Origin of the sequence: Endozoicomonas sp. ALE010, assembly GCF_049310165.1 — a bacterium.
Lineage (GTDB): Bacteria > Pseudomonadota > Gammaproteobacteria > Pseudomonadales > Endozoicomonadaceae > Endozoicomonas.
The window spans coordinates 17,154-43,305 of record NZ_JBLYNV010000023.1 but is presented as its reverse complement, the minus strand read 5'-3'; the positions used below and the strand labels follow the sequence as shown (position 1 = coordinate 43,305).

At 48.8% G+C, this 26,152-nt stretch carries 21 protein-coding genes; 13 read left to right on the top strand and 8 right to left on the bottom strand.

The genetic code is table 11. The features are described 5' to 3' along the window. Window positions 1–386 precede the first annotated feature (386 nt). Window positions 387–524, bottom strand: a complete 138-nt coding sequence (locus ACO6UY_RS11485) for a hypothetical protein (RefSeq protein ID WP_422489982.1) — start codon at window positions 522–524, stop codon at window positions 387–389. Between the two features lie 141 nt (window positions 525–665). Here ACO6UY_RS11485 and dapB point away from each other — a divergent pair, with 141 nt between their 5' ends. The 5 genes from dapB to greA all read left to right on the top strand — a co-directional run bounded on the left by dapB (window position 666) and on the right by greA (window position 7,645). After that, on the top strand, window positions 666–1,472 hold the full coding sequence (dapB, locus tag ACO6UY_RS11480) for a 4-hydroxy-tetrahydrodipicolinate reductase (protein ID WP_422450192.1): 807 nt from the start codon (window positions 666–668) through the stop codon (window positions 1,470–1,472). A gap of 249 nt (window positions 1,473–1,721) precedes the next feature. Continuing rightward, window positions 1,722–2,564 carry a hypothetical protein gene (locus ACO6UY_RS11475; RefSeq protein WP_422450193.1) on the top strand — a complete coding sequence of 281 codons (843 nt, stop codon included), beginning with the start codon at window positions 1,722–1,724 and terminating at the stop codon, window positions 2,562–2,564. Between the two features lie 177 nt (window positions 2,565–2,741). Continuing rightward, complete coding sequence (carA, locus tag ACO6UY_RS11470) at window positions 2,742–3,884, top strand: glutamine-hydrolyzing carbamoyl-phosphate synthase small subunit (RefSeq protein ID WP_422450194.1); 1,143 nt, start codon at window positions 2,742–2,744, stop codon at window positions 3,882–3,884. A 27-nt stretch (window positions 3,885–3,911) separates the two neighbouring features. Continuing rightward, complete coding sequence (gene carB, locus ACO6UY_RS11465) at window positions 3,912–7,172, top strand: carbamoyl-phosphate synthase large subunit (RefSeq protein ID WP_422489980.1); 3,261 nt, start codon at window positions 3,912–3,914, stop codon at window positions 7,170–7,172. Then, the gene (greA, locus tag ACO6UY_RS11460) at window positions 7,169–7,645 is read left to right on the top strand and encodes a transcription elongation factor GreA (RefSeq protein WP_422450196.1); all 477 of its coding nucleotides are present in this window, start codon (window positions 7,169–7,171) and stop codon (window positions 7,643–7,645) included. The genes carB and greA overlap by 4 nt, the downstream gene beginning before the upstream one ends. An 83-nt stretch (window positions 7,646–7,728) precedes the next feature. Here the strand turns inward: greA and ACO6UY_RS11455 are convergent, their stop codons facing one another. Then, complete coding sequence (locus tag ACO6UY_RS11455; RefSeq protein ID WP_422489978.1) at window positions 7,729–8,787, bottom strand: hypothetical protein; 1,059 nt, start codon at window positions 8,785–8,787, stop codon at window positions 7,729–7,731. A gap of 138 nt (window positions 8,788–8,925) precedes the next feature. Between ACO6UY_RS11455 and ACO6UY_RS11450 the strand changes: the two genes are divergently transcribed. Then, window positions 8,926–9,336: a hypothetical protein gene (locus ACO6UY_RS11450; RefSeq protein WP_422489976.1), complete on the top strand. Its 411-nt coding sequence runs from the start codon at window positions 8,926–8,928 to the stop codon at window positions 9,334–9,336. A 70-nt stretch (window positions 9,337–9,406) separates the two neighbouring features. Here the strand turns inward: ACO6UY_RS11450 and uvrA are convergent, their stop codons facing one another. The 3 genes from uvrA to ACO6UY_RS11435 all read right to left on the bottom strand — a co-directional run bounded on the left by uvrA (window position 9,407) and on the right by ACO6UY_RS11435 (window position 14,028). Continuing rightward, window positions 9,407–12,232, bottom strand: a complete 2,826-nt coding sequence (uvrA, locus tag ACO6UY_RS11445) for an excinuclease ABC subunit UvrA (RefSeq protein WP_422489974.1) — start codon at window positions 12,230–12,232, stop codon at window positions 9,407–9,409. Between the two features lie 91 nt (window positions 12,233–12,323). Beyond that, complete coding sequence (locus tag ACO6UY_RS11440; RefSeq protein WP_422450200.1) at window positions 12,324–12,905, bottom strand: hypothetical protein; 582 nt, start codon at window positions 12,903–12,905, stop codon at window positions 12,324–12,326. Window positions 12,906–13,491: 586 nt separating this feature from the next. Further along, entirely contained in the window at window positions 13,492–14,028 is a 537-nt protein-coding gene (locus ACO6UY_RS11435) for a hypothetical protein (RefSeq protein WP_422462506.1), read from the bottom strand. Between the two features lie 614 nt (window positions 14,029–14,642). On the opposite strand from ACO6UY_RS11435, the gene ACO6UY_RS11430 reads away from it, so the two are divergent. The 3 genes from ACO6UY_RS11430 (at window position 14,643) to ACO6UY_RS11420 (ending at window position 17,453) form a co-directional block, all read left to right on the top strand. After that, entirely contained in the window at window positions 14,643–15,986 is a 1,344-nt protein-coding gene (locus ACO6UY_RS11430) for an MFS transporter (RefSeq protein ID WP_422450202.1), read from the top strand. Between the two features lie 347 nt (window positions 15,987–16,333). Continuing rightward, the gene (gene ssb / locus ACO6UY_RS11425) at window positions 16,334–16,897 is read left to right on the top strand and encodes a single-stranded DNA-binding protein (RefSeq protein WP_422450203.1); all 564 of its coding nucleotides are present in this window, start codon (window positions 16,334–16,336) and stop codon (window positions 16,895–16,897) included. Continuing rightward, window positions 16,878–17,453 carry a 5-formyltetrahydrofolate cyclo-ligase gene (locus tag ACO6UY_RS11420; protein WP_422462510.1) on the top strand — a complete coding sequence of 192 codons (576 nt, stop codon included), beginning with the start codon at window positions 16,878–16,880 and terminating at the stop codon, window positions 17,451–17,453. The genes ssb and ACO6UY_RS11420 overlap by 20 nt, the downstream gene beginning before the upstream one ends. A gap of 93 nt (window positions 17,454–17,546) precedes the next feature. On the opposite strand, the gene ACO6UY_RS11415 is transcribed toward ACO6UY_RS11420, so the two are convergent. Further along, window positions 17,547–18,230: a hypothetical protein gene (locus ACO6UY_RS11415; RefSeq protein WP_269676477.1), complete on the bottom strand. Its 684-nt coding sequence runs from the start codon at window positions 18,228–18,230 to the stop codon at window positions 17,547–17,549. On the opposite strand from ACO6UY_RS11415, the gene ACO6UY_RS11410 reads away from it, so the two are divergent. The 4 genes from ACO6UY_RS11410 to ACO6UY_RS11395 all read left to right on the top strand — a co-directional run bounded on the left by ACO6UY_RS11410 (window position 18,220) and on the right by ACO6UY_RS11395 (window position 23,079). Further along, window positions 18,220–18,378 carry a hypothetical protein gene (locus tag ACO6UY_RS11410; protein WP_163369558.1) on the top strand — a complete coding sequence of 53 codons (159 nt, stop codon included), beginning with the start codon at window positions 18,220–18,222 and terminating at the stop codon, window positions 18,376–18,378. The two genes, ACO6UY_RS11415 and ACO6UY_RS11410, sit on opposite strands and share 11 nt — an antisense overlap. Window positions 18,379–18,782: 404 nt before the next feature. Beyond that, window positions 18,783–18,989: a hypothetical protein gene (locus tag ACO6UY_RS11405; RefSeq protein WP_422462512.1), complete on the top strand. Its 207-nt coding sequence runs from the start codon at window positions 18,783–18,785 to the stop codon at window positions 18,987–18,989. Between the two features lie 357 nt (window positions 18,990–19,346). Next, the gene (locus tag ACO6UY_RS11400; protein ID WP_422489971.1) at window positions 19,347–20,300 is read left to right on the top strand and encodes a hypothetical protein; all 954 of its coding nucleotides are present in this window, start codon (window positions 19,347–19,349) and stop codon (window positions 20,298–20,300) included. 217 nt (window positions 20,301–20,517) lie between these two features. Then, a complete protein-coding gene (locus ACO6UY_RS11395; protein ID WP_422489969.1) occupies window positions 20,518–23,079 on the top strand; it encodes a hypothetical protein in 2,562 nt (853 codons plus the stop codon). A 74-nt stretch (window positions 23,080–23,153) separates the two neighbouring features. On the opposite strand, the gene rep is transcribed toward ACO6UY_RS11395, so the two are convergent. After that, window positions 23,154–25,166, bottom strand: coding sequence for a DNA helicase Rep (gene rep, locus ACO6UY_RS11390; protein ID WP_422450208.1), 2,013 nt, complete (start codon window positions 25,164–25,166; stop codon window positions 23,154–23,156). 139 nt (window positions 25,167–25,305) lie between these two features. Then, window positions 25,306–26,067, bottom strand: coding sequence for an SDR family oxidoreductase (locus ACO6UY_RS11385; protein WP_422450209.1), 762 nt, complete (start codon window positions 26,065–26,067; stop codon window positions 25,306–25,308). Between the last annotated feature and the right edge of the window lie 85 nt (window positions 26,068–26,152).

The window sequence follows — 26,152 nt, the reverse complement described above, 5'->3', positions numbered from 1 at the left end:
GACTACCTTGGATGAGAATCAGCATCATTAGCGGAGTAATATAACCTATTGCGAGCTTTATTGTCTCTTCGTATAGATGGCGTGCCCAAAGGAGTAGGATAATGGCATCATTGATGCCGGATTATCGATTCAAACAGGCTTTTTCGTAGGGGTGTGACTAACCGATGTGTCCCAGTAGGCTACTTTCTCTTTTCTCTGATTGGTTGCTACAACGATTCTGGTGATTTGACCAGTTCGGGCAAATACTTTTCAAGAAAAATTTGTAATCTGACCCGTATTCATAATCATTATTTCCAAAGTTTTATGAATTAAATTTAATGGATTTGGAGTGAATCCATTTTCAGGAATCAGAACTTAGAATATCCGTAAGGTTAAAAAGTTCAGTTTTAAAGTATCTGTGCTTCCCGAATCATCACAGAGAGGGTTTTCACAATGACCATGGCCATAAACAGCCTTGGAGCCCAATGCATCTCCCGAACGTCTTGCACAAACTGTCTGATCATCATTGCACCTGTAACTTTCACGAAGTGGGGGCAGGTTATCGTTTTTTCCTTAAAAAATAAAAGCCGGATTGCTGTTTTTCCTGCCCTGCTTGCTGTTTGTGGGTAGTCCGATAGACTACGAGGGATTTTTGCAACCGATTAAAATGCCAGAGGGAGTGTGACGTGACCAGAGTTGCCATTGTAGGTGCCGCTGGAAGAATGGGGCGAATGCTGGTGGAGGCCGTTGCCGCTGATCAGCAGTGCCAGCTGGGAGCAGCAATTATCAAGCCTGGCGACAGTCTGTTGGGGGTGGATGCAGGAGACCTGGCAGGGGTTGGCTCACTGAGTGTGCCATTAACAGATAGCCTGTTGGCAGCTGTTAATGACTTTGATGTTTTGATTGATTTTACCACCCCGGAATTGACCATGCAGAATGTTGCCCTGTGCCAGCAGTATGGTAAAGGCATTGTGATTGGCACCACTGGCTTAAGCAATGATCAGAAGGCAGAGCTCGCCAAAGCGGCAGAGGATACCGCCATCGTTTTTGCGCCTAATATGAGTATCGGGGTCAATCTGGTGTTCAAGCTGCTGGAGATGGCTGCCAGGGTACTGGGTGATGATGCAGATATTGAAGTTATTGAGGCGCACCATCGTCATAAGGTGGACTCACCCTCCGGAACGGCGCTGAAAATGGGTGAAGTGGTGGCAGATACCCTGGGGCGTGATCTGCAAAAGTGCGCTGTTTACGGTCGCGAAGGGTATACCGGGCCAAGAGATCGGGAAACCATTGGCTTTGCCACTGTTCGAGCCGGAGATGTGGTTGGTGACCATACGGTGCTGTTTGCCTGTGAAGGTGAGCGCGTGGAGGTAACCCATAAAGCCAGCAGCCGGTTGATCTATGCCCGGGGCTCATTGCGGGCGGTTCGATTTATTTCTGATAAAAAGTCCGGCCTGTTCGATATGCAGGATGTTTTGGGGCTGAAAACCTGAATCCACTGGATTTCAATGAATGATTGCAGTTCAAGGGGCTCTCATGCTTGACCTGTCATCATCATTACAATTCCCTGGGGTATAACAATACCCTTCGTTTTTGCACAGATGGCGTTGTAGTAACTGATTAAACGGGAAGTGATGAACCTGAGATCAACTGTCTGGCTGCATGGTTGATTACTGAAGAGAGCTTAAATCACTGCCCGGTGCGCTGATAATGCGGAAAATGGGTGAAAAAGGAGGTTGATAGTGATGATAGTATCCGGCGTTGTTACCCCTCAGGGGTGGGGGGATTGGTTGGCGAATGAGAGTCTTGATGCCATTCTTGATGGCATTGAAGGTTTCCCGAGGACAGCTGAAGGACAGAAAAAAATGCTTCCGGGCAGTAATACAGCTTGCGACAGAACTGCCCACAGCCTTTGTTCCCGTCATATTGCGCCTTATAATGGCTCTGTTCCAGCGGGAAGCATGGGTAAATCGATGAAAAGGCCGTTGCCTGCATGCACGGACCTTGAAGTGGTGTCTCAGAAATTAGCAAGAAATGAGCTACCCACTTTGAGTAAAAACAACGCGCCCGGGTCAGCAAATAACCACAGGGAGAGCCGTAACTCTGATTTATTCAGGATATGCTTTGAGCATCGGATGGAGGGAATCATCAAAAAAAACAGATTACAGCTCTTGATCGAAACACAGAAAAAAAAGAGTGAGCTGAAAAGCAAAGAAAACAAGGCGAAGAGAGTTTTGGAAAATCTAGGTTTCTGCAGACGCAGTCTGGGTAATTTAATGCATCCTATGGAGTATGCATTCAAGGTACTTTTACACGATGAATCTTCAAGAAAACTGATTAAATTGGAAATAGAGATTCAACAACTGACGCTTGAACTTAAGCAGGAGGAGTTGCAGAAGAAGTTTAGGGCGTGTGTGTATAATCAGGCGATTCGGGAGATGTCCAATTGTGCAGGGTTGGCCGGAGGGGCGGGAAGAGCGGTTAAAGAATATATGAATAAACAAGACTGGGTTGAGTTGCTGCCTCTTGATGCTCTGAATCAAAAATCACCTGGCGACCAAAAAAGTAGTGGACAAGTTAGCTGATTTATAGTCTAATAGCTGAAATTTGCCTTGAATTTATGGTGTTTGCGACAGGGTGCAAGATCAAAAGCGAGATAGTTTTTTAAAACATCTCGCTTTTTTTGGGTCTTCAAACTGGAGGACTTAAAGCATCATAGCGTTCGGGCTTAAGGCGCTCAGGTTCAAGTTCGGGAGGATCCTTTGACTAAGACGGCTGTTTTAGCTCTGGAAGATGGCAGTATTTTCCGGGGAATTGCCATCGGTATTGATGGTGAGACCAGTGGTGAGGTGGTTTTTAACACGGCAATGACCGGTTATCAGGAAATTCTCACCGACCCTTCCTATTCCCGCCAAATCGTTACGCTCACCTATCCCCATATTGGTAATACCGGTATTACTCCGGAAGACGAAGAATCCCCACAAATCCAGGCCGCCGGTCTGATCATCAAGGACCTGCCACTGCTGGCCAGCAACTGGCGCAGCAAAATGTCTCTGGATGATTATCTGAAATCCCGCAATATTGTCGCCATCGCTGGTATTGATACCCGCCGCCTGACTCGAATTCTCCGGGAAAAAGGTGCGCAGAACGGCTGTATCCTGGCGGGAGACGCCCTGACCGGAAAAGCGGCTGAAGCCAAAGCACTGGCCAGGGCCCGTGAATTTCCGGGCCTGAAAGGGATGGACCTGGCAAAAGAAGTCACCACTGACCAGCCCTACACCTGGACAGAAGGCGTCTGGAATCTGGAGACCGACAGTCATGCCGACGTGACGGACCTGCCGTTTCACGTCGTGGCTTACGATTTTGGTGTTAAAAGAAACATTCTGCGCATGCTGGCTCAGCGAGGCTGTCGTCTTACCGTTGTGCCAGCCAAAACACCGGCCGAAGAGGTTCTGGCCATGAATCCGGATGGTATTTTCCTCTCTAACGGCCCCGGTGATCCTGAGCCCTGTGATTACGCCATCGCCGCCATTAAAGAAATTCTGGACACTTCTCTGCCGGTGTTTGGTATCTGTCTGGGACATCAGCTGCTGGCTCTGGCCAGTGGTGCCAGGACCGAGAAGATGAAGTTTGGTCACCACGGTGGCAATCACCCGGTTCAGGATCTCAAGACCGGACAGGTCATGATCACCAGCCAGAACCATGGTTTTGCAGTAGCGGAAGACTCGTTGCCAGAGCACCTGCAGGCAACCCATAAGTCACTGTTTGATGGCAGCCTCCAGGGTATTGAGCGGACTGATCGTCCTGCTTTCAGCTTTCAGGGGCACCCTGAAGCAAGCCCTGGCCCACACGATGTGGCCGGGCTGTTTGACCGTTTTGTTGAGATGCTGAAGGCAGCAAAGTAACCAACCCCGTTTTGATGTGAGAACAAGATGCCAAAACGTACTGATATTGAAAGTATTCTGATACTCGGGGCTGGTCCAATTATTATCGGCCAGGCCTGTGAGTTTGACTATTCCGGAGCGCAGGCCTGTAAGGCGCTGAAGGAAGAGGGGTTTCGGGTCATCCTGGTCAACTCCAACCCGGCGACCATTATGACCGACCCGGCCATGGCGGACTCAACCTATATTGAGCCAATCCGCTGGGAGACCGTCGAGAAGATTATCGAAAAAGAGCGCCCGGATGCGATTCTTCCCACCATGGGCGGTCAGACCGCGCTGAACTGTGCCCTGGATCTGTTCCATAAAGGTGTGCTGGAAAAGTACGGCGTGGCCATGATTGGTGCCAACCAGCAGGCCATCGACAAAGCCGAAGATCGCCAGCTGTTTGACCAGGCCATGAAAAATATCGGTCTGGCAACGCCGCGCTCCGGTATTGCCCATACCATGGAAGAAGCCCGTGCCGTTCTCGATCAGGTTGGCTTCCCCTGTATTATTCGTCCGTCGTTTACCATGGGCGGCACCGGGGGGGGTATTGCCTATAACAAAGCTGAGTTTGAAGAGATCTGCTTCCGTGGCCTCGACCTTTCGCCCACCAATGAGCTGCTGATTGATGAGTCGCTGATTGGCTGGAAAGAGTACGAGATGGAAGTGGTTCGTGACCGCAATGATAACTGCATCATTGTCTGCGCCATCGAAAACTTTGATCCCATGGGGGTTCACACCGGAGATTCCATTACCGTCGCGCCAGCCCAGACGCTGACCGATAAGGAATACCAGATCATGCGTAACGCCTCCATTGCGGTACTGCGTGAGATTGGTGTGGAAACCGGCGGTTCCAACGTGCAGTTTGGTATCTGCCCGGACACCGGTCGTATGGTGGTCATTGAGATGAACCCCCGGGTATCCCGTTCTTCTGCCCTGGCTTCCAAGGCCACCGGTTTCCCCATTGCCCGTGTTGCTGCCAAGCTGGCGGTGGGTTACACCCTGGATGAGTTGAGCAATGAGATCACCGGTGGTGTGGTTCCCGCCTCTTTTGAACCATCCATTGATTACGTGGTGACCAAAATCCCCCGCTTTGCCTTTGAGAAGTTCCCTCAGGCAGATGACCGTCTGACCACTCAGATGAAATCGGTGGGTGAGGTAATGGCCATTGGTCGTTCATTCCAGGAGTCTGTGCAGAAAGCACTGCGTGGCCTGGAAACCGGTGCCACGGGCTTTAACTCCATGTTTGATATCAAACTGGATGCCTGCTCTGATGCAGAACGTGAAGATGCACTGGCCAGAATCCGTCGTGAACTGGTGACACCGAAAGCTGACCGTATCTACTACGTTGCTGATGCCTTCCGTGCCGGTATGACCCTGGAAGCGATCTTTGCTGAGTGCATGATTGATCCATGGTTCCTGGTGCAGATCCAGGATCTGGTGAATGAGGAAGCGTTACTGGCTAATGACGCGGTTAATGACAAAGGTCTGACCTCTCTGTCGAAAGAGCGCCTGTTCCGTCTGAAGCAGAAAGGCTTCAGCGATGCCCGTATGGCTGAGCTGCTGGGTATTCAAGAAGCCGAAGTACGCAACTATCGTCGTAAACAACAGGTCAAGCCCGTCTACAAGCGCGTGGATACCTGTGCAGCTGAATTCCGGTCTACGACAGCGTACATGTACTCTTCCTATGACGAGGAGTGTGAAGCCGAGCCTTCTGGCAGTGAAAAAATCATGGTGATTGGCGGTGGGCCAAACCGTATCGGTCAGGGGATCGAGTTTGACTACTGCTGTGTCCATGCGGCACTGGCGGCGCGGGAAGATGGTTACGAAACCATTATGGTTAACTGTAATCCGGAGACCGTTTCTACCGATTACGACACCTCTGACCGACTCTACTTTGAGCCGGTAACCCTGGAGGACGTGCTGGCCATCATCGATGTTGAGAAACCCACCGGGGTTATTGTTCAGTACGGTGGCCAGACGCCGCTGAAACTGGCCCGTGCCCTTGAAGCCGAAGGTGTGCCGATTATCGGTACCAGCCCTGAAGCCATTGACCGTGCCGAAGACCGTGAGCGCTTCCAGCAGATGATCCAGAAACTGGGTCTGTTGCAGCCCGCTAATGCCACGGTTCGCAGTGAGCAGGAAGCGGTGGCCAAAGCGGCGGAGATTGGCTATCCACTGGTGGTTCGTCCCTCCTATGTTCTGGGTGGCCGTGCCATGGAAATTGTCGCCGGCGAAGATGAGCTGGTGCGTTATATGAAAGACGCTGTTCAGGTATCGAACGACAGCCCGGTGCTATTGGACTACTTCCTGAACCGTGCGGTAGAAGTGGACGTCGATGCGGTGTGTGATGGTGAGCGTGTGGTGATTGGCGCGATCATGCAGCACATCGAGCAGGCGGGTATTCACTCCGGTGACTCCAGCTGCTCGCTGCCGCCTTACAGCCTGAACCGTCGTCATCAGGATGAAATCCGTGAGCAGGTTCGTGCCATGGCGCTGGAATTGGGTGTTGTGGGTCTGATGAACGTGCAGCTGGCCATTCAGGATGACCAGATCTACGTGATTGAGGTGAACCCCAGGGCTTCCCGTACCGTGCCATTTGTCTCCAAGTGCATTGGCCACTCCCTGGCCAAGATTGCGGCACGGGTGATGATGGGCAAAACCCTGGATGAGCTGAACTTTACTGCTGAGATTGTGCCCCCATACTACAGTGTCAAAGAGGCGGTTTTCCCATTCAATAAGTTCCCCGGCGTGGATCCGATTCTTGGCCCGGAGATGAAATCCACCGGCGAAGTGATGGGCGTTGGGGCTACCTTCCCGGAAGCCTTCCACAAGGCGCAGCTGGCTGAGAACATGCAGCTGCCACAGGGGGGTAAGGTCATTCTCTCTGTCCGGGACTTTGACAAACCGGAAGTGCCAATGGTGGCTCGTCTGCTGATGGATATCGGCTTTGAGTTGCTGGCCACATCCGGCACGGCGAAAGTGATTGAAGAAGCCGGTTTGCCGGTCATCACTATCAACAAAGTGCATCAGGGAAGACCGCATTTGGTGGACATGATCGTCAATGGTGATATAGCCTTCGTCATCAATACGACTGAAGGTCGTCAGGCAATTGCTGATTCTTACCTGATCCGTCGCTCTGCATTGACCAATAAGGTGCTATATACAACCACCATGGCGGGAGCAGAAGCGATTGCACGTTCGATCGCCTTTGGATCTGAAAGATTGGTCAGACGGCTTCAGGATCTACACGAAGGTAACGTTGGATGAAAAGAATTCCCATGACGGTGGAGGGTGAAAAAGCCCTCCGTGAGGAACTGGCTCATTTGAAGGGGGTGGAACGTCCTCGTATTTCTGCGGCTATTGCTGAAGCACGTGAGCTCGGAGACCTTAAGGAGAATGCTGAATACCATGCCGCCCGTGAGCAGCAGAGCTTTGCCGAAGGTCGCATCAACGAGATTGAAGCCAAGCTCTCCAATGCCCAGGTAATTGATATTACCACCATCACCAAGACCGGCAAGGTGCTGTTCGGTACCACGATTGTACTGATCAACCTGGATGATGACCGGAAAGTCACTTACAAGATTGTGGGTGATGATGAAGCGGATATCAAAGTGAACAAGATCTCTGTCAACTCACCCATTGCCCGGGCCCTGATCGGCAAGGAAGAAGGGGATGTGGTTGTGGTTAACACGCCTTCTGGCGGTGTTGAATATGAGATCGATGAAGTGCAGCATATTTGATTAACGCATCACTGAGCGCGGTATCTTTTTCCATACTTATTGAAGCCCTGTGTTGTCTGAGGCAGCACAGGGCTTTATTTTTGCTAACGAATTTGTACTGCACTCTTTTTGCGCTTTGAGTAATTGGGATCTTTTCCTGCGATCCATAACGAGTCTCCTTTTTCTCGCTCCAGGTAAGCAGGATCCTGGCGACGATTCCTCTGCCACTCACGGCTGAGCGCCTTTTGGCAGTTTGCGTAATCAGGATTTTTGTAACGTTGTCTGCCAAGCGCCCTTTCGCGCTCAGAGAATGCGGGGTCTTTACGGAGCTCCCTTTGGCGCAGTTTGAGGTACTCCAGGTAAGCAGGATCTTTGCGACGCTCCCTTTGATACTCCCTTTGATACTTCTTCAGGTGCTCTGCGAAATCGGGATCATTCATGTAACGCTTCTTTTTGTACACCCTTTGGCGCATCCTTTGGCGCTCTGCGTATGAAGAATCATTCTTGTGGCACTTCCTTTGGAGCCCCCTTTGGTTCCCCGGGCAAGCAGGATTATTTTGAAGCGCCTTCTTGTGCTTAACGATTGAAGAGTTACCATCAACTATTCCTTGTGCCCGGGTTGTTTGGTTCAGGCTGAGTGGGTTAGCTACAGCAGTTGGTTGTAAATCCTCTGGATTGTCGGGTATGACAGGAAAATGAGTTAACTTATTATCTGGATTCAAATAGCTTACTGATGCTGGTTCCCTGATCTCAGGCTCGCTTCCCGATAAGCATAATTGCTGAATAAAGGGAATATCTGATGTCGATGGCAACGTATAATGAAACTGTTGGTCATCAGAATTCCAGGGTACATATTGGTCAAGAGCTGATTGAGGTATCTCGGGAATATCATTTGCGAAAGTGTTTGCTGAAGCGGCAAGGGTTGAAGAATTAATAGTATATTTATTCAATGAATTAATAGAACCAGCAAAATTTTTATGTGTATCTGACGGATTATGGTAAACCGGAAAAGGAGCGTTCAGTGTCTGAACAGACATGCCCTGGTATTCAGGCTGTTGTCCACTGACACTGAATTTATACGTTTGCTCTGGCAAATCTAACGAGCCGCAATAAAGGCCGGTAAAATAAGAATCGAATGAAGGTATGTTATTAAGGTGATTCATTGAATTGTATTATTACTGACTTACAGCTAGAGATTACTCTTTCTTATAAAAGTTCCTTTCTGACACGGTTTCAATGTAATTGATGGGTTCCTTCTATCATGCAATTCGTTTAATTGCTCATTCCAAGAGGTTGTTACTATGCAGGCTTCAGGTGTAAACCAGGTTCAACAAGGTGCCCACGATGCAGTTGACAATCTGCCATCGGCTGGTGTTTCACGCCATATAAGGAAAAAAGCAACAGATTTTGGCCGATGCGTTGCCATTATTACTGCGGCAGTACCTTTTTGTGTAGGCTGTATCGGACATCATTACCTGTTGTCCAGTACCGAGCTAGGACGTCGGTTAATAGCACGTGAATCAGAAACTGCGATGAAGGTGGTAACTGTTCTAGAGGCATTTTGTATATCTCCTGTGATTGTGACCGTTACGAAAATTGCCGAACAGGTATGTATGCGCCCTGGTGGCTTTATTTTCGAGCGAGTCTGTACTTTGTTGGATGCGTGTGAGCGACAAGCAGCCGGGGATGACGTACCAGATCGACCAGAATGAAGTAGATAGGGATGCTCTTCTCAATAGGTGCAGATTTGGCTTCTTTTCTGCACCTTAAGATAGTCGCGTGTCAAGCAAGCATTGGTTTCAGGAAGCGGCCGGTATGAGACTCTGGAACATCCGATACGGCTTCCGGGGTGCCAGTGGCAATAATCTGCCCGCCGCCATCACCACCCTCCGGGCCCAGGTCAATAATCCAGTCTGCCGTTTTAATCACATCCAGATTGTGCTCAATGACGACCACGCTGTTGCCATGATCCCGCAAACGATGAAGGACAGTGAGTAGCTGTTCAATGTCATGAAAATGGAGCCCGGTGGTGGGCTCGTCCAGTATATAGAGTGTTTTACCGGTATCCCGTTTGGACAGCTCTTTCGCCAGTTTCACCCGCTGGGCTTCACCACCCGACAAGGTGGTAGCGTTCTGCCCGAGATGAATATAGGAAAGCCCTACATCCATCAGGGTTTGCAGTTTGCGCTTGATCGCGGGTATTGGATCGAAATATTGCAGTGCTTCTTCCACGGTCATTTCAAGTACTTCGTGGATGTTCTTGCCTTTGTATTTTACTTCCAGTGTTTCGCGGTTATAACGTTTGCCCTTACAGACATCGCAGGCAACGTAGATATCTGGCAGAAAGTGCATTTCTACTTTGATAACACCGTCTCCCTGGCAGGCCTCGCATCGGCCACCCTTGACATTGAAGCTGAATCGGCCGGGTTTATAGCCCCGTGAACGAGCCTCCTGAGTGCCGGCGAAGAGTTCACGAATGGCGGTAAAAATCCCGGTGTAGGTGGCCGGGTTAGAGCGTGGTGTCCGGCCAATGGGACTCTGGTCAATATCAATGCATTTATCAAAGTGTTGAATGCCAGTCAGCTTTTTATAGGGCGCAGCGGTTAATGTCGTTGCTTTATTGAGCGCTGTGGCGGCCAGTGGATACAGTGTGCCATTGATTAAGGTGGACTTGCCAGAGCCCGAAACGCCGGTAACACAGGTCATTAAACCCACTGGAATTTCCAGTGTGACATGTTTCAGGTTATTGCCGCTGCAACCACTGAGTTTCAGGGTTTTCTTTGCGTCTGCGGATGTTCTGTTGGATGGCACATTGATCCTGCGAATACCTGAGAGGTATTGACCCGTTAAAGAATCCGGGGAGTCCATGATCTGTCCGGGGGTTCCCTGGGCAACGATGGCGCCACCATGAACACCGGCACCGGGGCCAATATCGATCACATGATCTGCGCTGCGAATGGCATCTTCATCATGTTCAACGACGATCACCGTATTACCCAGGTCTCGCAAACGGGTCAGCGTATTCAGAAGACGTTCATTGTCCCGTTGATGCAGCCCGATACTGGGTTCATCAAGAATATACATTACCCCAACCAGACCTGCGCCAATCTGGCTGGCCAGTCGTATTCTCTGGGCCTCACCACCGGAAAGGGTATCCGCACTGCGCTCCAGGGTAAGATAGTTCAGGCCGACATTGACCAGAAAGCTCAGTCGATCGCAGATTTCCTTAAGTACTTTTCTGGCAATCTCGCCACGGCGACCGGGCAGGTCAAGATCCTGAAAATAGACCAGCGCTTTTTCAACGGGTAATTTAACCAGGTCCGGCAGGGTTTCATTCTGGACAAATACATTCCGGGCTTCTTTGCGTAAACGGGTGCCTTTACAGGATGGGCATGGCTGGGTACTGAGGTATTTGGCCAGCTCTTCCCGGACGGACTGGGAGTCGGTGTCCCTGAAACGTCGCTCAAAGTTGGGAATAATGCCTTCAAAAATATGTCGTTTTTTATAGACATCCCCCCGGTCATTGACGTAACTGAAATTGACCTCTTCATCACCGGACCCATGAAGAATAATGGTCTGCTGTTCCGGGCTTAAGTCATCAAACGGGGTGTCAATACTGAAGCCGTAGTGAGTGGCCAGTGATTTCAGCAGGTGAAAGTAGTAAACGCTGCGCCGGTCCCAGCCACGGATTGCGCCTTCTGCCAGGGTCAATTCAGGGTGCTGTACTATACGATCCTGGTCGAAGAACTGTTTAACGCCCAGCCCATCACAAGTGGCGCATGCTCCGGCCGGATTGTTAAAGGAAAAAAGCCGTGGTTCCAGCTCATTGAGGCTGTAACCACATTCCGGGCAGGCAAACCTGGAAGAAAAGACAATGTCGTCTTTAGCGTCATCATCCATGTAGCTGACAGTAGCAAGACCATCGGTCAACTCAAGGGCCGTTTCAAACGACTCGGAGAGGCGCAGTTGTAAATCATCACGCACCTTGAAGCGGTCTATGACCACTTCGATGGTGTGCTTCTTCTTTTTATCCAGTTTTGGTGGTGTATCAAGATCCGTAACAATCCCGTTGATTCTGGCACGGATAAAACCGTTGCTTCTCAGTTCGTTGAATACATGGAGGTGTTCACCCTTGCGCCCCCTGACCACCGGGGCCAGCAGCATCAGTTTGGTGCCTTCGGGCAGTGCCAGAACCTGGTCTACCATCTGACTGACGGTTTGAGCTTCCAGGTGCAGGTGGTGTGTCGGGCAGTGTGGAATGCCGACGCGGGCAAACAGCAAGCGGAGATAGTCATAGATTTCTGTGATCGTACCGACGGTGGAGCGCGGGTTATGGCTGGTGGATTTCTGCTCAATGGAGATAGCCGGCGAGAGTCCTTCGATATGGTCTACATCGGGCTTTTCCATCATGGATAGAAACTGGCGGGCATAGGCTGACAGGGACTCAACATAACGACGCTGGCCTTCTGCATACAGCGTGTCAAAGGCCAGGGAAGATTTACCGGAACCCGATAGGCCGGTGATTACTATCAGGCTGTCACGGGGCATCTCCAGGTTGATGTTTTTCAGATTGTGTGTACGTGCGCCCTGTACGGTAATCTTTTCCACAGCCTTTTCTCCGTGCCAGTGAGAGAGCCTGTTGGTGGCCTTTCTGCAAGCTGAAAAAGGTCACCAACAGGCTCTGAGAGCAAACGGAGTATTATAAGTAGTCGATCGCCAAGTCTGTAGTAAAAATTGCGACATTCAGCAAAAGCATCCAGAGGTGGCCGTTGAAGTAAAGGCCACCTTTGCTGTTGGTAAAATAGCCGGGGCATCGACAGTCCCATTTCAGTGCGGCTGAATCCAGAGCCAAGGTCAGAATTTGACCGGCATAAGGGTACTCTGAAACTCTGGATATGACGTTGTTCAGTGTGTCGGACCATGCAGTTTCATCATTCTTGAACTCAGATGTTTTGTTGTCAGGGGCTGCGGCACCAGGATTTATATAGGATTGAATATAACGCCAGCCATGATATCCGAGGCTCAGGAGGTAGTAGGTAAAAAAGAAACCTTTGGTCATTAACCTGTCCGGTTTATTGCTGATATCCATTAATTTCCCGCTGCAGGGGCAGGCTTCCTGCTGAGTCCAGAGGATATTTCCCGAGTCCAGGAGTTTGTAGACGTGCACTGCCATATAGGACCACATCAGCAGGTTGCGGGTAGTGAGTAATATCTGCCTGGTTTCATGGTAGGGGCTATGGGAGATCAGAATGACTGACTGATCATTAGGGGCATTTGACATGGGGAGCTTACAGTCTGTGCTTTTCAACGCTTGCAATTTTTCAATGTGGTCGATACTTGAGATTGTGCAAAGGGTTTCTTTTCCGTGTTCATTAATTGTCATGTAGCTGGCTGACATCGAGAAGCCTGTGGTTTCTTCTTTGATAGTGTCGGACAGACATGGGAGAGAAATGGTAAGCAGCATGGCCGGGATGCATTGAAACCAAAAATTAAACAAATGCCGTGTTATTTTGATAGTTTTATTATTCTTGGCAACGGTGTAGGTGCTTTTTGACATGGATAACGTTTATCCCTCTGGTTTACTCTCCAACCAACGTGCTGGTTTTGAATAGCGTTCTAAAAGGGTACCAACCAAAAGATTAATTTATTTGATTTTGCAGGCTCCTGCGTCAGTCAGGCACTTTAAGTAGTTAACCAAATGAAATCATATTTTCTGACTAAGTGGACAGTCACTCTGCGGCGTTACAACTCCGGTCACATAGCTACGGCTATGCTCCCTGCGTTGTGCCTTGCATAGTAACTGTCCACTTAGCCAGAAATATACGATTCCATTTGGCCAACTACTTATAGAAAATGCCTTGTCCGGTTTAAATTGCCATATCAAGGGCAAAGTGAAATAAATCCAGACCGAGCATCAGACTGTTTATGTTAAAGCCAAAGTTAGGGGCCTCCAGCCACCACATAATAAGATCTGCGCTGATGACCAGGATGTGGCCTCCAAGGCCAAGGCTTTCAGGTTCATCGTTATTACGGTTATCCCGGCCATCAGGATAAAAGTAAGATGAGAGGTGTTTACCAAGGAATGGGTAGAGTGTCTGGTTGGCATTACGGGACAAGCCTACATTATATAGTGCCGAAAAACCCAGGTATTTCAGTGCTTCACCAGGATGAAAAACCACCAGATTGAGGACAGCAAAAGGTAAGGTGCGAGAGATATTGACGGCATGGAGGCCGCTGTTTAACCACATTAAATAGTATTTGGATGTCATCAGGATCGATCTGGGACCAGTGTTTGTTTTTAATGTGACCTCAACATCAATATCAGGGTTATTTCGAAGTGTTTCCAGAGTACAGCCAGCTTTGTGCAGTCTTTCTCGTTCTTCTTGAGTTTCATTCCCGGTCACAATGCAGCTGGTTTCTGTGCCATCACTATTTTGCTTTTTGTAATGTGCCGAAATAGGGGGTTCTGAAACTGATGTATCAGCAGGAAATGCTGTAGTTGCAGCAAGTAAGGGAAAACAAATGACCAATATAAGAAAGATGTTTTTTTTTAAAATATCACTCATTAATTAATCTACTCACGTGAGGATAGCGTACTTATTCCTGATAGTTTCGATGTCAGGCTGCTGCCGCCAGCGGTAAACCAGATCCTGATACGTGTGCTCGGCTGTTGTTTTTGATGATTTTGATGTTTTTGATAGGCACACAACGAATTTTCAAGAGGCTTTGACTTGTATTTATAGTCAGCATGTTAAGGTAGCAACAGTGACATTTTGTCGCAGACGCAAGAGAGTGTTTTTGCCTGACCACCTGACCTGGCGACGATTGCCTGAGTGCCGGGTAAAGCATCAACGGGTCTCATCATCACTGATGATGATTACCCCTGGGCTATAATCCGTGAGCATGCTTTCTGCATAGCATCCGGGATCTGAATCCTGATAGACTTGCGGCGACACTGTTTATCAGTAATTTTATCAGTTATAACCACCAAAAAAATTCAGGACTTTGCTGTTATCCCATGTCATTTGTTGAATTAAAAGCGGCTGTATCCCTTACCCTGGTCTTTGTCTTTCGGATGCTTGGACTGTTTATGGTACTGCCTGTTCTGGCTCTTTTTGCTGACGATCTTCAGGGAGCTTCGCCCAGTTTGATCGGGGTGGCCATTGGTGCCTATGGGTTCAGCCAGGCCATATTACAGATTCCGTTTGGCTGGCTCTCTGATCGCTGGGGCAGGAAGCCCGTTATTCTGCTGGGACTGTTTATTTTTCTGTTGGGAAGCCTGCTGGCGGCACAGGCTACCACCATCGAGGGGGTGATTGCCGGGCGTATTTTACAGGGGTGTGGTGCCATTGCCGGTGCGGTGACAGCGTTGATGGCTGACCTTACCCGGGATCAGCATCGAACCAAGGCCATGGCCATGATTGGCATGGGCATTGGCCTTGCCTTTGCCATTGCCATGGTACTGGGGCCGGTGGTCAGTGATATCTGGGGGCTGTCCGGACTCTTTATCGCTAATGCCCTGATGGCGGTGGCAGCGATGCTGGTGATTATCCTGCTGGTGCCAACGCCGGTCATTAAACGGCGGGACTTAAACAGTTCTGTTGATCGTCAGGTGTTGCATCAGGTCTTCACTAACCCGGAGTTGCTGAGGCACATTATTGGCATTTTTACCCTCCATTTTGTGTTGATGGCTTTATTTATTTTTATTCCCGAGCTGTTGAGCAAAGATTTTGATCGCTCTGCCCATGGCGGTATTTATCTGGCCGTCCTGGGCCTGTCATTTGTTATGATGATCCCCCTTATTATTTTCAGTGAGCGTCAGCGACTGCTCAAGCAGTGCTACAGCTTCAGCATTGTCATTCTGTTCGTGGCTTTTGCGCTGTTTTATCAAGGCATGCTCAGTGCCACGATGTTGTTGGCTGGCTTATTGATTTTCTTTTTTGGTTTTAATTTTCTGGAAGCCACGCTGCCATCCCTGGTCAGCAAACTCGCACCTGTGGGAACCCGTGGCACTGTCATGGGAGGCTACTCAACCAGTCAGTTTCTGGGGGCTGCCCTGGGCGGCAGCCTTGGGGGCGTTGCCATGGAGTATGGCGGTGTTCCCGCTGTCATAATGCTTTGTACAATTCCCACTGCCCTGTGGTGCTGGTTGTCTGTTACTATGAAGCAACCACCTTATGTGAGTACTATGGTAATGGCCCTGAATCCTGAGCTTGGTGATGTCAGTTCGGTGGGAGAGCGACTTGCTGGTATTGACGGTGTTCAGGAAGTGACTGTGCTTGCCGCTGAGAAAACAGCTTATCTGAAAGTTGATAAGCAGGTACTGAACTGGTCCGAGTTAAGGCAGTTTGGGCAGTGCTAGGAGGCTGACCAAGAATAGCGCCCGTAGCGAGGATGGCAGAAAATTGAGGATAAAAAGTCGGAAATTTTTAGTGAATAGTGGTTCTATTTGCTAAAAATTTCCGACTTTTTAGACCAATTTGCTGCCACCGCAGTAGGGCAGTCTATTCTCGGTCAGCCTCCTAGGTTCAGATATTAAACCTGCGGGTTGATACAGAATAAAAACGGGGAACCAGATACAGGGCCTTTGTTTTAATAGAGAATTTTTAATATGGAGTGGTCCTGTAAGGTCACTCCATGGTGTCTTCAATGAATGGACTCTGTTCTTGGAGGCTGTTTGAGTTTGAGTGAATATGGCGGAGAAGCTAAATGGCTCGAGGCGTTAATAAAGTAATACTGATTGGTAATCTGGGTAACGATCCGGATGTACGTTTTACTCCCAATGGCAGTGCCGTTGCCAACCTGAGTCTGGCAACCAGTGAGTCCTGGAAAGATCGTAATACCGGTCAGCAACAGGAGAAAACGGAGTGGCACCGGGTGGTTATTTTCGGCAAGCTGGCTGAGATCGCCCAGCAGTACCTTCGTAAGGGATCAAAAGTCTATATCGAAGGTAAGCTGCAGACACGCAAGTGGCAGGGTCAGGACGGTCAGGATCGGTATACTACCGAGATTGTTGTTGATGGATTCAGTGGCCAGCTGCAGATGCTGGATGGCCGCCAGGAAGGCGCTATGGGTGCTCCGATGGGAGGTGGCTACCAGCAGCAGGCACCGCAACAGCAGCAGTCTTATGCTCCGCAGCAGCCTCAGCAATACGGATCACCACCACAACAACAGCAACAGCATCAACCAGCGCAGTCGCAGCAACCGCAATCAACTCCCCAGCCACAGCCCGCTGGTGGTTTTGACGATTTTGATGATGATATCCCGTTCTGAGTTAAGAACCTCTCTCCGCGAACGCCGCCGGGCATTAAGCGCTGACCAGCAGGTCAGCGCTGGTGTAATGTTGTGTGATATTCTCAGTGCCCGGCCTGAGCTTGCAGATAGCCAGCACATTGCAATTTATATAGCCAGTGATGGCGAAATAAATCCGGACGTTCTCCGTGATTTTCTCTGGAGTTCTGGCAAACAATGTTATCTGCCAGTGATTGGGAGCAATAACAACCTTCTGTTTATTGAATACCTGCCCAACACTCATCTGGTTTTGAATCGTTTTGGAATCCCTGAGCCTTCCTTGCAGGAGGTAGAACCGATTTCACCGGAAAAGCTGGATGTTGTCCTTGTACCTTTAACCGGTTTTGATGAAGCTGGCAGAAGGCTAGGCATGGGAGGAGGCTTCTATGACAGAACGTTTGCTTTTACCCGGACTGCGAAAAAGCCGATACTTATTGGTCTGGCCCATGAGTGTCAGAAAGTTGAATCGATCCCTGTAGAACATTGGGATATAGACATGTCTGGTATTGCAACGGACAGTCGCTATTATCCGGTATAATTTGTTCAGGTAAAAACCACCCTGTTTTACTCAGAGGGTGGTGCTGTTTGAATATTGTCAGAGATTAACATTAATCATTTAGAATATCGCGGACTAATAGCTTTCGCAGGCTTCCCCGGGAATACGCATAAGAGCTGGTTTGCCGTAGGCAGATGTTAGTGCAGTAATCGTTGATACTTTTGAGTCGGTTCCAGAATTTGTCAGACAGAAAGATACATCATCACCCTTTATGATAGAGGCTTGAGCTTTTCCATAACTGTACAATGTGCATGAGCTTTTCTGGACATTGATAGTAGACGTTTGTCGACCATCAGAAACAGTGACGAATAAGTCAATTGGGTTTTCAGTGATGTATGCGCTTCCTGCCGTTGACCACCCGGTCATCTGCTTAACTAATAACAGGTTGGTGATACCTCTGTTTTTTGGCACAAAAAGATTGTCGCCAATATGCTCAAATTGTGAGTCGTTCTGTATTGATCCCTGATTTACCAGAACGCTGTCGATATAATAGCCATCCTCGGTCGTCAGTGTCATCATGCCACAGACGTAGTCGTTGGCAACGGGCAGTAATCTTAATAGCTGGCTCAGGAAGACGTTGTGGGCAACACGGTTGGAAAGAACGTTGGTAGCACCGAAGTCATAAACCTTTTGCGGGATGTATGACAATACTTTTGTAAAGGGGCTTTCCGGAGCATAGTTTCCGCCACCTATAAGAATGGTCGCATGAGCAGCCAGTTCAAGGAAAGAGAAAGTACCGCTACTGAGAATGGCTGACAAAGAACTCCCGCCTGAATACCCATCCTCAACCCCGACTCTGGTATCGGAAGGGGCTCCCCATGTTGCCGATGTGATTGATAACAATAAAACGATGAATAAACACTTTCCTCTAAACATGCTAACCCCTTATCCGGATGGCTGTTTTTAATTAAGAAAAACGGTTCTCTCTAAATAAAGATCAGAACCGAACGGTTGGACAGTAAGCGAGCCTTATTATTCCTAGCTTTAAATATATTTTTTTGAAATATTTCATGACTGTTTATTAATTTAAGCTCGGTAATGGAACTCGCTTACTGCATGGAGAGATACTAAAAGGGATTCTAGAGTAATATTTTATTTCCGCAAAATGGTATGGCTATATAAAAAAATAGATAAATGTTTTTTTTTCATATAAGGGGGTTTTCATAATCAATATATATAAAGCAGTAGTTGTTATATTTCTTGTCAGGTTGTTTTTAATTAGTACTATGGTTTTTATCTTGTGGTTAATAAATGGTTTTTCTGCGAATCGTTATATAATTTTGCAAATAATCTTTGAGTGATTTTTAATTTATGCGATTTAACCATTATGCAAAAGCAGGCGTGCTTTCTGTTGATGTGGCAAGGCATGCGTTCATGGATCGTCCCGGACTGTTGGCATTGATTCGCCATGTAGCTGGTGGCTTCTTTTATTCCATGGATGAAATTGTCCTGATGGAACACCAGATTAAAGATGCAGCCATGGCAGGTGCCGATGCTATGGAAACGTCAGCTCTGTGAAGGTTGGTCAGATGAAGTCTAAGTAGTTGGCCAAATGGAATCGTATATTTCTGGCTAAGTGGGCAGTTGCTATGCAAGGCGCAACGTAGGGAGCATAGCCGTAGCTATGTGACCGGAGTTGCAACGCCGCAGAGTGACTGACAACTTAGTCAGAAATATATGATTTCATTTGGTTAACTACTTATGATGGCACCAACATAAGATCTACCCCTGTTCTTAATCGCTAACCTTCGTTATCTTAAAGATATTGTCAGGGTGATCGTTCGTTCTTTGGGGCAATTCAGGAGTTGTTGCATTTGAAGAACCGTTGGTTTTGGGATTGCCCTCTGCTCGCATGGCCGGTCGATGCGTGCGACAGTGGATGTTAAAACTCATACAGGGAAGCTAATGATGAAATGGATGACCATCATTGTTTTTATGGTGTTGTTTCTTGTTCCCACAGGAAGGTCAGGAGCGAATTACCCGGGCAAGTTTGCCCAGGTTTCACCGAGAGAGGCCTTGAGTGGTAGAGCAAACGATGCGGTTATCGTCGATAGTCAAAATAGCTGGCTAACCGGGATATTGGTTGGCATCCCTGGCTCCAGAGAATGGGTTAATGGGGTTTTGTGGAGTTCCGGGGAGTTGGCGGTGCATGCAAGTAAAGCGTCGCAGCTTTCGCAGTACCCTTCATTTCAATATTTACTTTCTGTCGAAGCATCGGGTTGGGAGCTTTGGAAGGATCTGGTTGCTACACCAGATGCAGATGTGCTGATTTTTTTCTTTAGAAGTAAAGCTTTCTGGAGCAGTCCTTTCAGTTCCGAAAGTGACTTCATTCTTACGGATATTTCCTCTCTGGCAGAGGATTTTTCCGCTTCTCACTCTTTTAAAACATTCCCGGAAGGGGCTGAAGTTGATTGGGATTATCACAGCAACTGGTTTTATCGTGAGAAAGTCGACAGTGGGCTGGTCACCAGAGTTCAGCGGATAAACAGACGTTTGTTAAGTGATCTTTGTATTATTGATATTCATTTAGGCGGCTATCGACGTATTATCAGTTATCGGGATGAGTGGATATCCGAACAGAGTTTCCTCCATGAATCAGGTGAGAAAACTGTAAGTTTGCCCGTAAAAAAACGTGGGGCAGGTAACGACCATCCGTTGGTCCCTGATGTTGGACAGTTTACCACTTATCAGGAAAGTCTTTGCCGCTATGCAGAAGATGCTGCTGCTGCGAATCAGGAGGTGAATATTCTCTATTCGGATTTTTGGGACTCCAGTGAGCACCTGGTCGAAGCAGAGGTTTATAAAATATGGGTTGAAACGACAGAGTAGCTGTTTCGATACCGCCTGTTCAAAGCATAACGTCAGACTGTCAATTTATGCGGGTTTTGCAGCAACAAGCTGAGATTATAAGTTCATTGCTCGCGGGGCTTGTTCAGCCAGATCAATTTAACCCGAGTTAAGTTATCAGTTATACATTTGAACCTTTTTGAGGAATGAGTGTCATAGGGAATAAAAAAGATTTCATGCAGCATGCAGAAGCAATCCGATGCAAAGCCGTTTCAGTCATGGCACAGGCAGTGACACTAGTCCAATTACCAATACTCCGGCAGTTGATCGTGGCAGTGATGGTCAGCGTAATCGCCCCGATCCTGACTCTGGTGAGCGCAGCACCCAGCGACAGGAGCGTACTGAAAACCGTTGTCGTTTAAACGTGTGGCTGGTCGACAGAGTCGCTAATACCCGTCATGAGGTTGCCTCGGCGTCGATTTGCCTGGATGGGGCTGCTGCTGATCAGATTCGCAGCCGTGGTATTAGCATTGTTGCAAGAGTGGTGAATTATTCTGAGCCACCCGGTACTGAAAATGCGGCTTCTGCAACAGCTACGCCACAAGAATCACAGACCGATGTCGTGCAAGCGGCAACAAATCAGGGTAGTGATGGCAATTCTGGGCTTGTATACTGGCTTGACCGCTTTCTGGATATTCCCCTGGATCGGTTTGCGGTACCCGGTAACGACGTTTTGGACATGTTTGCCAACATTAACCTGCAGGTAGATGGTAGCAGGTTGACCGCTGAGGAATTGCGGTCTGCTGGTTTGAAGCGGGTGTTGAACAGGCATGTGGCTGCCTGGCTGGAGAAGAAGCAAGATCGGACCCAGACAACAGGAAAACTGCTGGGCTTGCAAAAACTGATGCATGAGGATATGGCCACCTATTTCCGAAACTGGGTGCTGTTGAAGTGTTATAGCGATATGCTTCGGGGTGAGCCGGTGTCTGAAACTGACCGTCAGCATCTGATACAGGCCCTGAATCAAAGTGTGTTGAATGATTTTGCTGAGTTGACCCGTCAAGCCAGCATGATGATGGATTTTTATTCATTAAGTCTGCTCTATTTTATGGGCGGGTTGCCGTTCTTTGAGGATGGCGCTAACTACCACAAGGGCATTACCTTGCTCGCCTATTGCCCGACAATCATCAAGGAAATGTTTTTTTATTTGTCCCCGGTCAGCTTCTCTCCCTACGATTATGTGCGTTTTGCCCCGGTGAGCTTCACGTCATTGTTTGTCGATCAGCCTAATGTGCCACCACAAACCAAGCTTGGTGCTGCAATGCAGATAATGGTGATGTCTTATTTACAGCAGTTGAACGCTCACTTTCTGGTAGACGAGCGGTATAAAGGCTCACACTGGTTCTCTGACTCAGAGTTAAGTTCTGAACTCTTTCATATAGTCAGGGAATTGATTACAGAATGTCTGTTGTATGCCGGAGGTATGAACGGAAGAAATAAGCCATGCAGGCGTAAAATACTGGAGGTTGACAGGAGGTTTCAATCAGCCGTCGCTCGTGCCCGAAAAGACTACATTCAAGGAGAGGGCGACATTCATGCTTTAGTCACCTGTCTTCTGGCAAGCATCCATCAGCGAGCACATTCTGCATCACCAATGTATAGCTGGAAAGTAGCCAACTTATATCGCAAAGCCGCACAAATGTCCCCTAATCACTGGTCAAGTGCCTATATTTTTTTCCTTAAAGCCCGTAAGTGGGAGTTGGCTGCCGATGCAGCAACTGAATATGCCAGATATTATCTGAAGAAAAGCCCTCTGCTGGCTGAGTATTGGAGGGATACCAGTGAGCGGACCATGGAGTTGTCTGCCTTTTCGGAATCACCAACAGGGCAGGCAGTGGCTTCAGATAAAGACTACGATTTTGACGCAGTTTTACGACAGTTTTCTGAAGAGGTACCAAAGTTTGCCAACCTGCCGGTGGGGCTTGCCCGAAATAAAGGCAGGAAGCGCAATGGTCAAAAAAATGAGTCTGTTAACAAGTCAGAGCATGATGTCATTGAATCCCCGAAGGTGAGTGGAGCTGAGGGGCGCGAGCCGGAGGTGAGCAAGCCAGGTCACCAGGAGGTTGCGCCAGTGATCAGGGTGGTTCGATCCGGCAGACATCATGCTGCCTGTCCATCGTCTGATTCTCAGGGTTTCCAGGTACAGTCGGCCAGGGGGGCCATAAAGCCATTTGAAAAACTGCTCTCCCGACACTGGAATCCGGTTATTCTGCAAACACTCCGGTGTATCCGGGCGGCCAGGGCCCGTTCGGATATCACCGGCGAGCGGGAGATATACCAGAAGTTGTTGAATCAGCCTCTTTTAAAAACCTGTATTGGCATTGAGCGAATCTGGGAGGAGTGTGCCTGGACGGAGCTACATCAGTTTGATGATTTTTTCCGCTCGGCTATCATTCCCGATGCACCGATGAGACAGAAGGCCAGGCAATGGGTGCTGGATGCCAGAAATAAATTTATTTTGCCGTCACTGATGCATTGTCTGGAACTGGATCAGATTGACCCTGACATCAACCCTGAAGTCATCTGGAATGCTGTGCAGGCAATGCTGAAACAACCGGAAATCGCCGACGACCCTCAGGTCGATGCTGAAATCAGATTCAGACTGCGTTGTCTGTTCAGCTCCATGGGGCATACTTTCAGTCTCTGGGCTATGACTGATTTATCCAAGGCTAACCAACACCGGCAAAGGGCGCAGACATGGTATGGATACAAAAAAATCGATCCGGGTTATGTATGGCTCCTAGAAACAGGCTCAGAGTAAAAGCCTCAAGTCGTTTCTACAGCTACAAAGCAGCAGAAGCAGGGAACCTTGCCCTTCACTTCTGCTTATTTCGGCTATACGCCGATAGACTTGTAAAGCGCATCCAGTCCCATCTTACCCGCCATTTTTTTGGTTTCCTGGCGGGACGATTCATCAAAGCCGGTATACACCAGGTCTTCCTGTGGCAACTCATCCAGGAAGCGGCTGGGCAGCGTATCAATGATCTCGCCAAACTGCTTTCTTTGCCCGGCCAGTGTCATGGTCAGTGATTTCCGGGCCCGGGTAATGCCGACATAAGTAAGGCGACGCTCTTCCTCAATATTATCTTCTTCAATACTGGTTCGGTGAGGCAGCAGCTCTTCCTCCATCCCCATCATAAAAACATGGGGGTACTCAAGACCTTTGGAGGCATGGAGAGTCAGTAACTGAACACGGTCGGCATCTTCCTCTTCCTCATTGCGCTCCAGCATATCCCGCAGAATCAGCCGGGCAATGGCATCGGCAACCGTTCTGTCTTCATCACCCCGTTCCAGGGTTTGCTGCAGGGCATCCACCAGAAACCAGACATTGGCCATGCGCTTTTCAGCCTGTGCTGGCGTTGAGGAGTGCTGCATCAGCCAGTTTTCATAATCGCTATCAGCAATCATTTCACGAACCACCTGCATAGGGTCTTCGCTGGTTTGCAGCCGTCGTGAAACGTCGTCCATCCACCCGGTAAAGCGTCGCAGCCTGTCGACATACTGTGGTGCCAGGTCCTCTGCAAGGGCAGCTTCTTCACAGGCTTTGTACATACTGATGTGGTGTTTGTTGGCGTAGTTGCCCAGTTTCTCCAGTGTCGATGGCCCAATCTCCCGTTTGGGGGTATTCACCACCCGTAGAAAGGCGTTGTCATCATCCTGATTAATCAGCAGGCGAAGGTAGGCCATGATGTCTTTCACTTCTGCCCGGGCAAAGAACGAGGTGCCGCCATTAATGTGGTAAGGAATACCATGGTGCTGAAGTTTCAGCTCCAGCAGCCGCGACTGAAAATTTCCCCGGTAGAGAACAGCATAATCTTTATAGCTGTTATCGTGGCGAAGTTTGTGGGCGATGATCTCTGTGGCAATCCGCTCACACTCCATTTCGTCGTTTCGGCATTTAATCACGCGAATTTCATCCCCAACGCCCATTTCACTCCATAATGTTTTTTCAAACACATGTGGGTTATTGGCAATCAGGGTGTTTGCTGCTTTCAGGATCCGGCTGGTGGAACGGTAATTCTGTTCCAGTTTGATCACCTTTAAGCTGGGATAGTCTTCTTTCAGTTGCGCCAGATTTTCCGGTTTGGCTCCGCGCCAGGCATAAATTGACTGGTCATCATCACCCACGACGGTTAACTTACGACGGTCGCCCACCAGTCGCCTGACCAGCTCATACTGGGCACCATTGGTGTCCTGGTACTCATCCACCAGCATATAGTGAACTTTGTCCTGCCAGCGTTGCTGGACCTCCGGATAATGTCTGAATAACTCCACCGGTTTCATGATCAGGTCATCAAAGTCCACTGAGTTATAGGCTTTCAGCATGCGATTGTAGTGCTCATAAACAATCGCTGCCGTCTGCTCCCAGGGCTGTCTGGCCATTTGTAACGCCTGGGCCGGGGAGACCAGATCATTCTTCCAGTTGGAGATACAGTGCTGGATCTGATCCACACCATTATCATCTGCAGACGTGTCCCGCTGCATCAGGTCGGTAATCAGTGATCGGGCATCCTGCTGATCAAAAATCGAAAACCCTGGTTTATAGCCCAGAATCTGGTACTCACGACGGATAATATTCAGGCCGAGATTATGGAACGTAGAAACCGTCAGTCCGGAAGAGGCTTTGCCTTTCACCAGCTTGCCAACCCGCTCTTTCATTTCCCGGGCGGCTTTATTGGTAAAGGTAACGGCCACAATGTTTTTGGCGCTGATACCACACTGTTGAATCAGATAGGCAATTTTGGTGGTAATAACACTGGTTTTACCACTGCCGGCACCGGCCAGTACCAGCAGGGGAGTATCGATGTATTTTACGGCCTCAGCCTGTCGATCATTGAGTCTTTGCACGCGTTCTGTTTCAGGCAAGTCATGGAAATTAAGGATCTCAGTATAACAAGGTTAGGGGAGTGGACGATATGTCTGGTCTTCAGACCAATGCATGGAGGGATTTACTTAACCCGGATATTTCATAAACTGCCCCGAATGTTCAGAGTTTTAACCCACCATCCAGCTCTAAAACCCGCCCATTGTAATAATCATTTTCAAAAATAAAACCAACGGTCCGGGCAATCTCTTCCGGGGTACCCATGCGTCCAACAGGAATGCCCGCGGTTAACCGGGCTTTGGCTTCTGGCTTCATGCCGCCGGTCATTGCGGTTTCAATAACGCCCGGAGCGACAGCTGCACAACGGATGCCGTATTTGGCCAGCTCTTTGGACCAGGTCACGGTCATGGCTGAGACACCGGCTTTGGCTGCGGAGTAGTTGCTTTGTCCAAAGTTCCCTTCACGGGCAATGCTGGCGATATTGACGATGACGCCCTTTGAGCCACTGTCGATCATGCTGGCGGCCACTTCACGGCCGCAGAGGAAGACGCCGGTCAGGTTAACATTGATTACGGACTGCCATTTGTCAAAGGAGAGTTTCTCGGTCACTTTGCCATCTTTGGCTTTGATCAGCAGACCATCTCTGAGAATACCGGCGTTGTTGACCAGGCCATTCAATGGGCCGAGTTCTGCATAGGCTTTCTGAACAGCTGCTTCAACCTGAGCTTCTTCAGCAACATTGGCTGGCAATGCTATCGCGTTAACCCCTTTTGAACGACAGAGTTCCTCTGCCTGATAAAGTTCGGGAGTATCAAGGTCCATAAGACCCATATTGGCACCACGTTCTGCAAACCAGTTGGCTATTGCCAGACCAAGTCCTCTGGCAGCACCGGTGATCAGGATATTTTTATTTTTGATGTTCATTGTTCTTATGCTTTATTGGTAGAAGGTACACTGATTATCCTGAAACGGATGTGAATAAAAGACAATAATTTATCATAAGAGAATC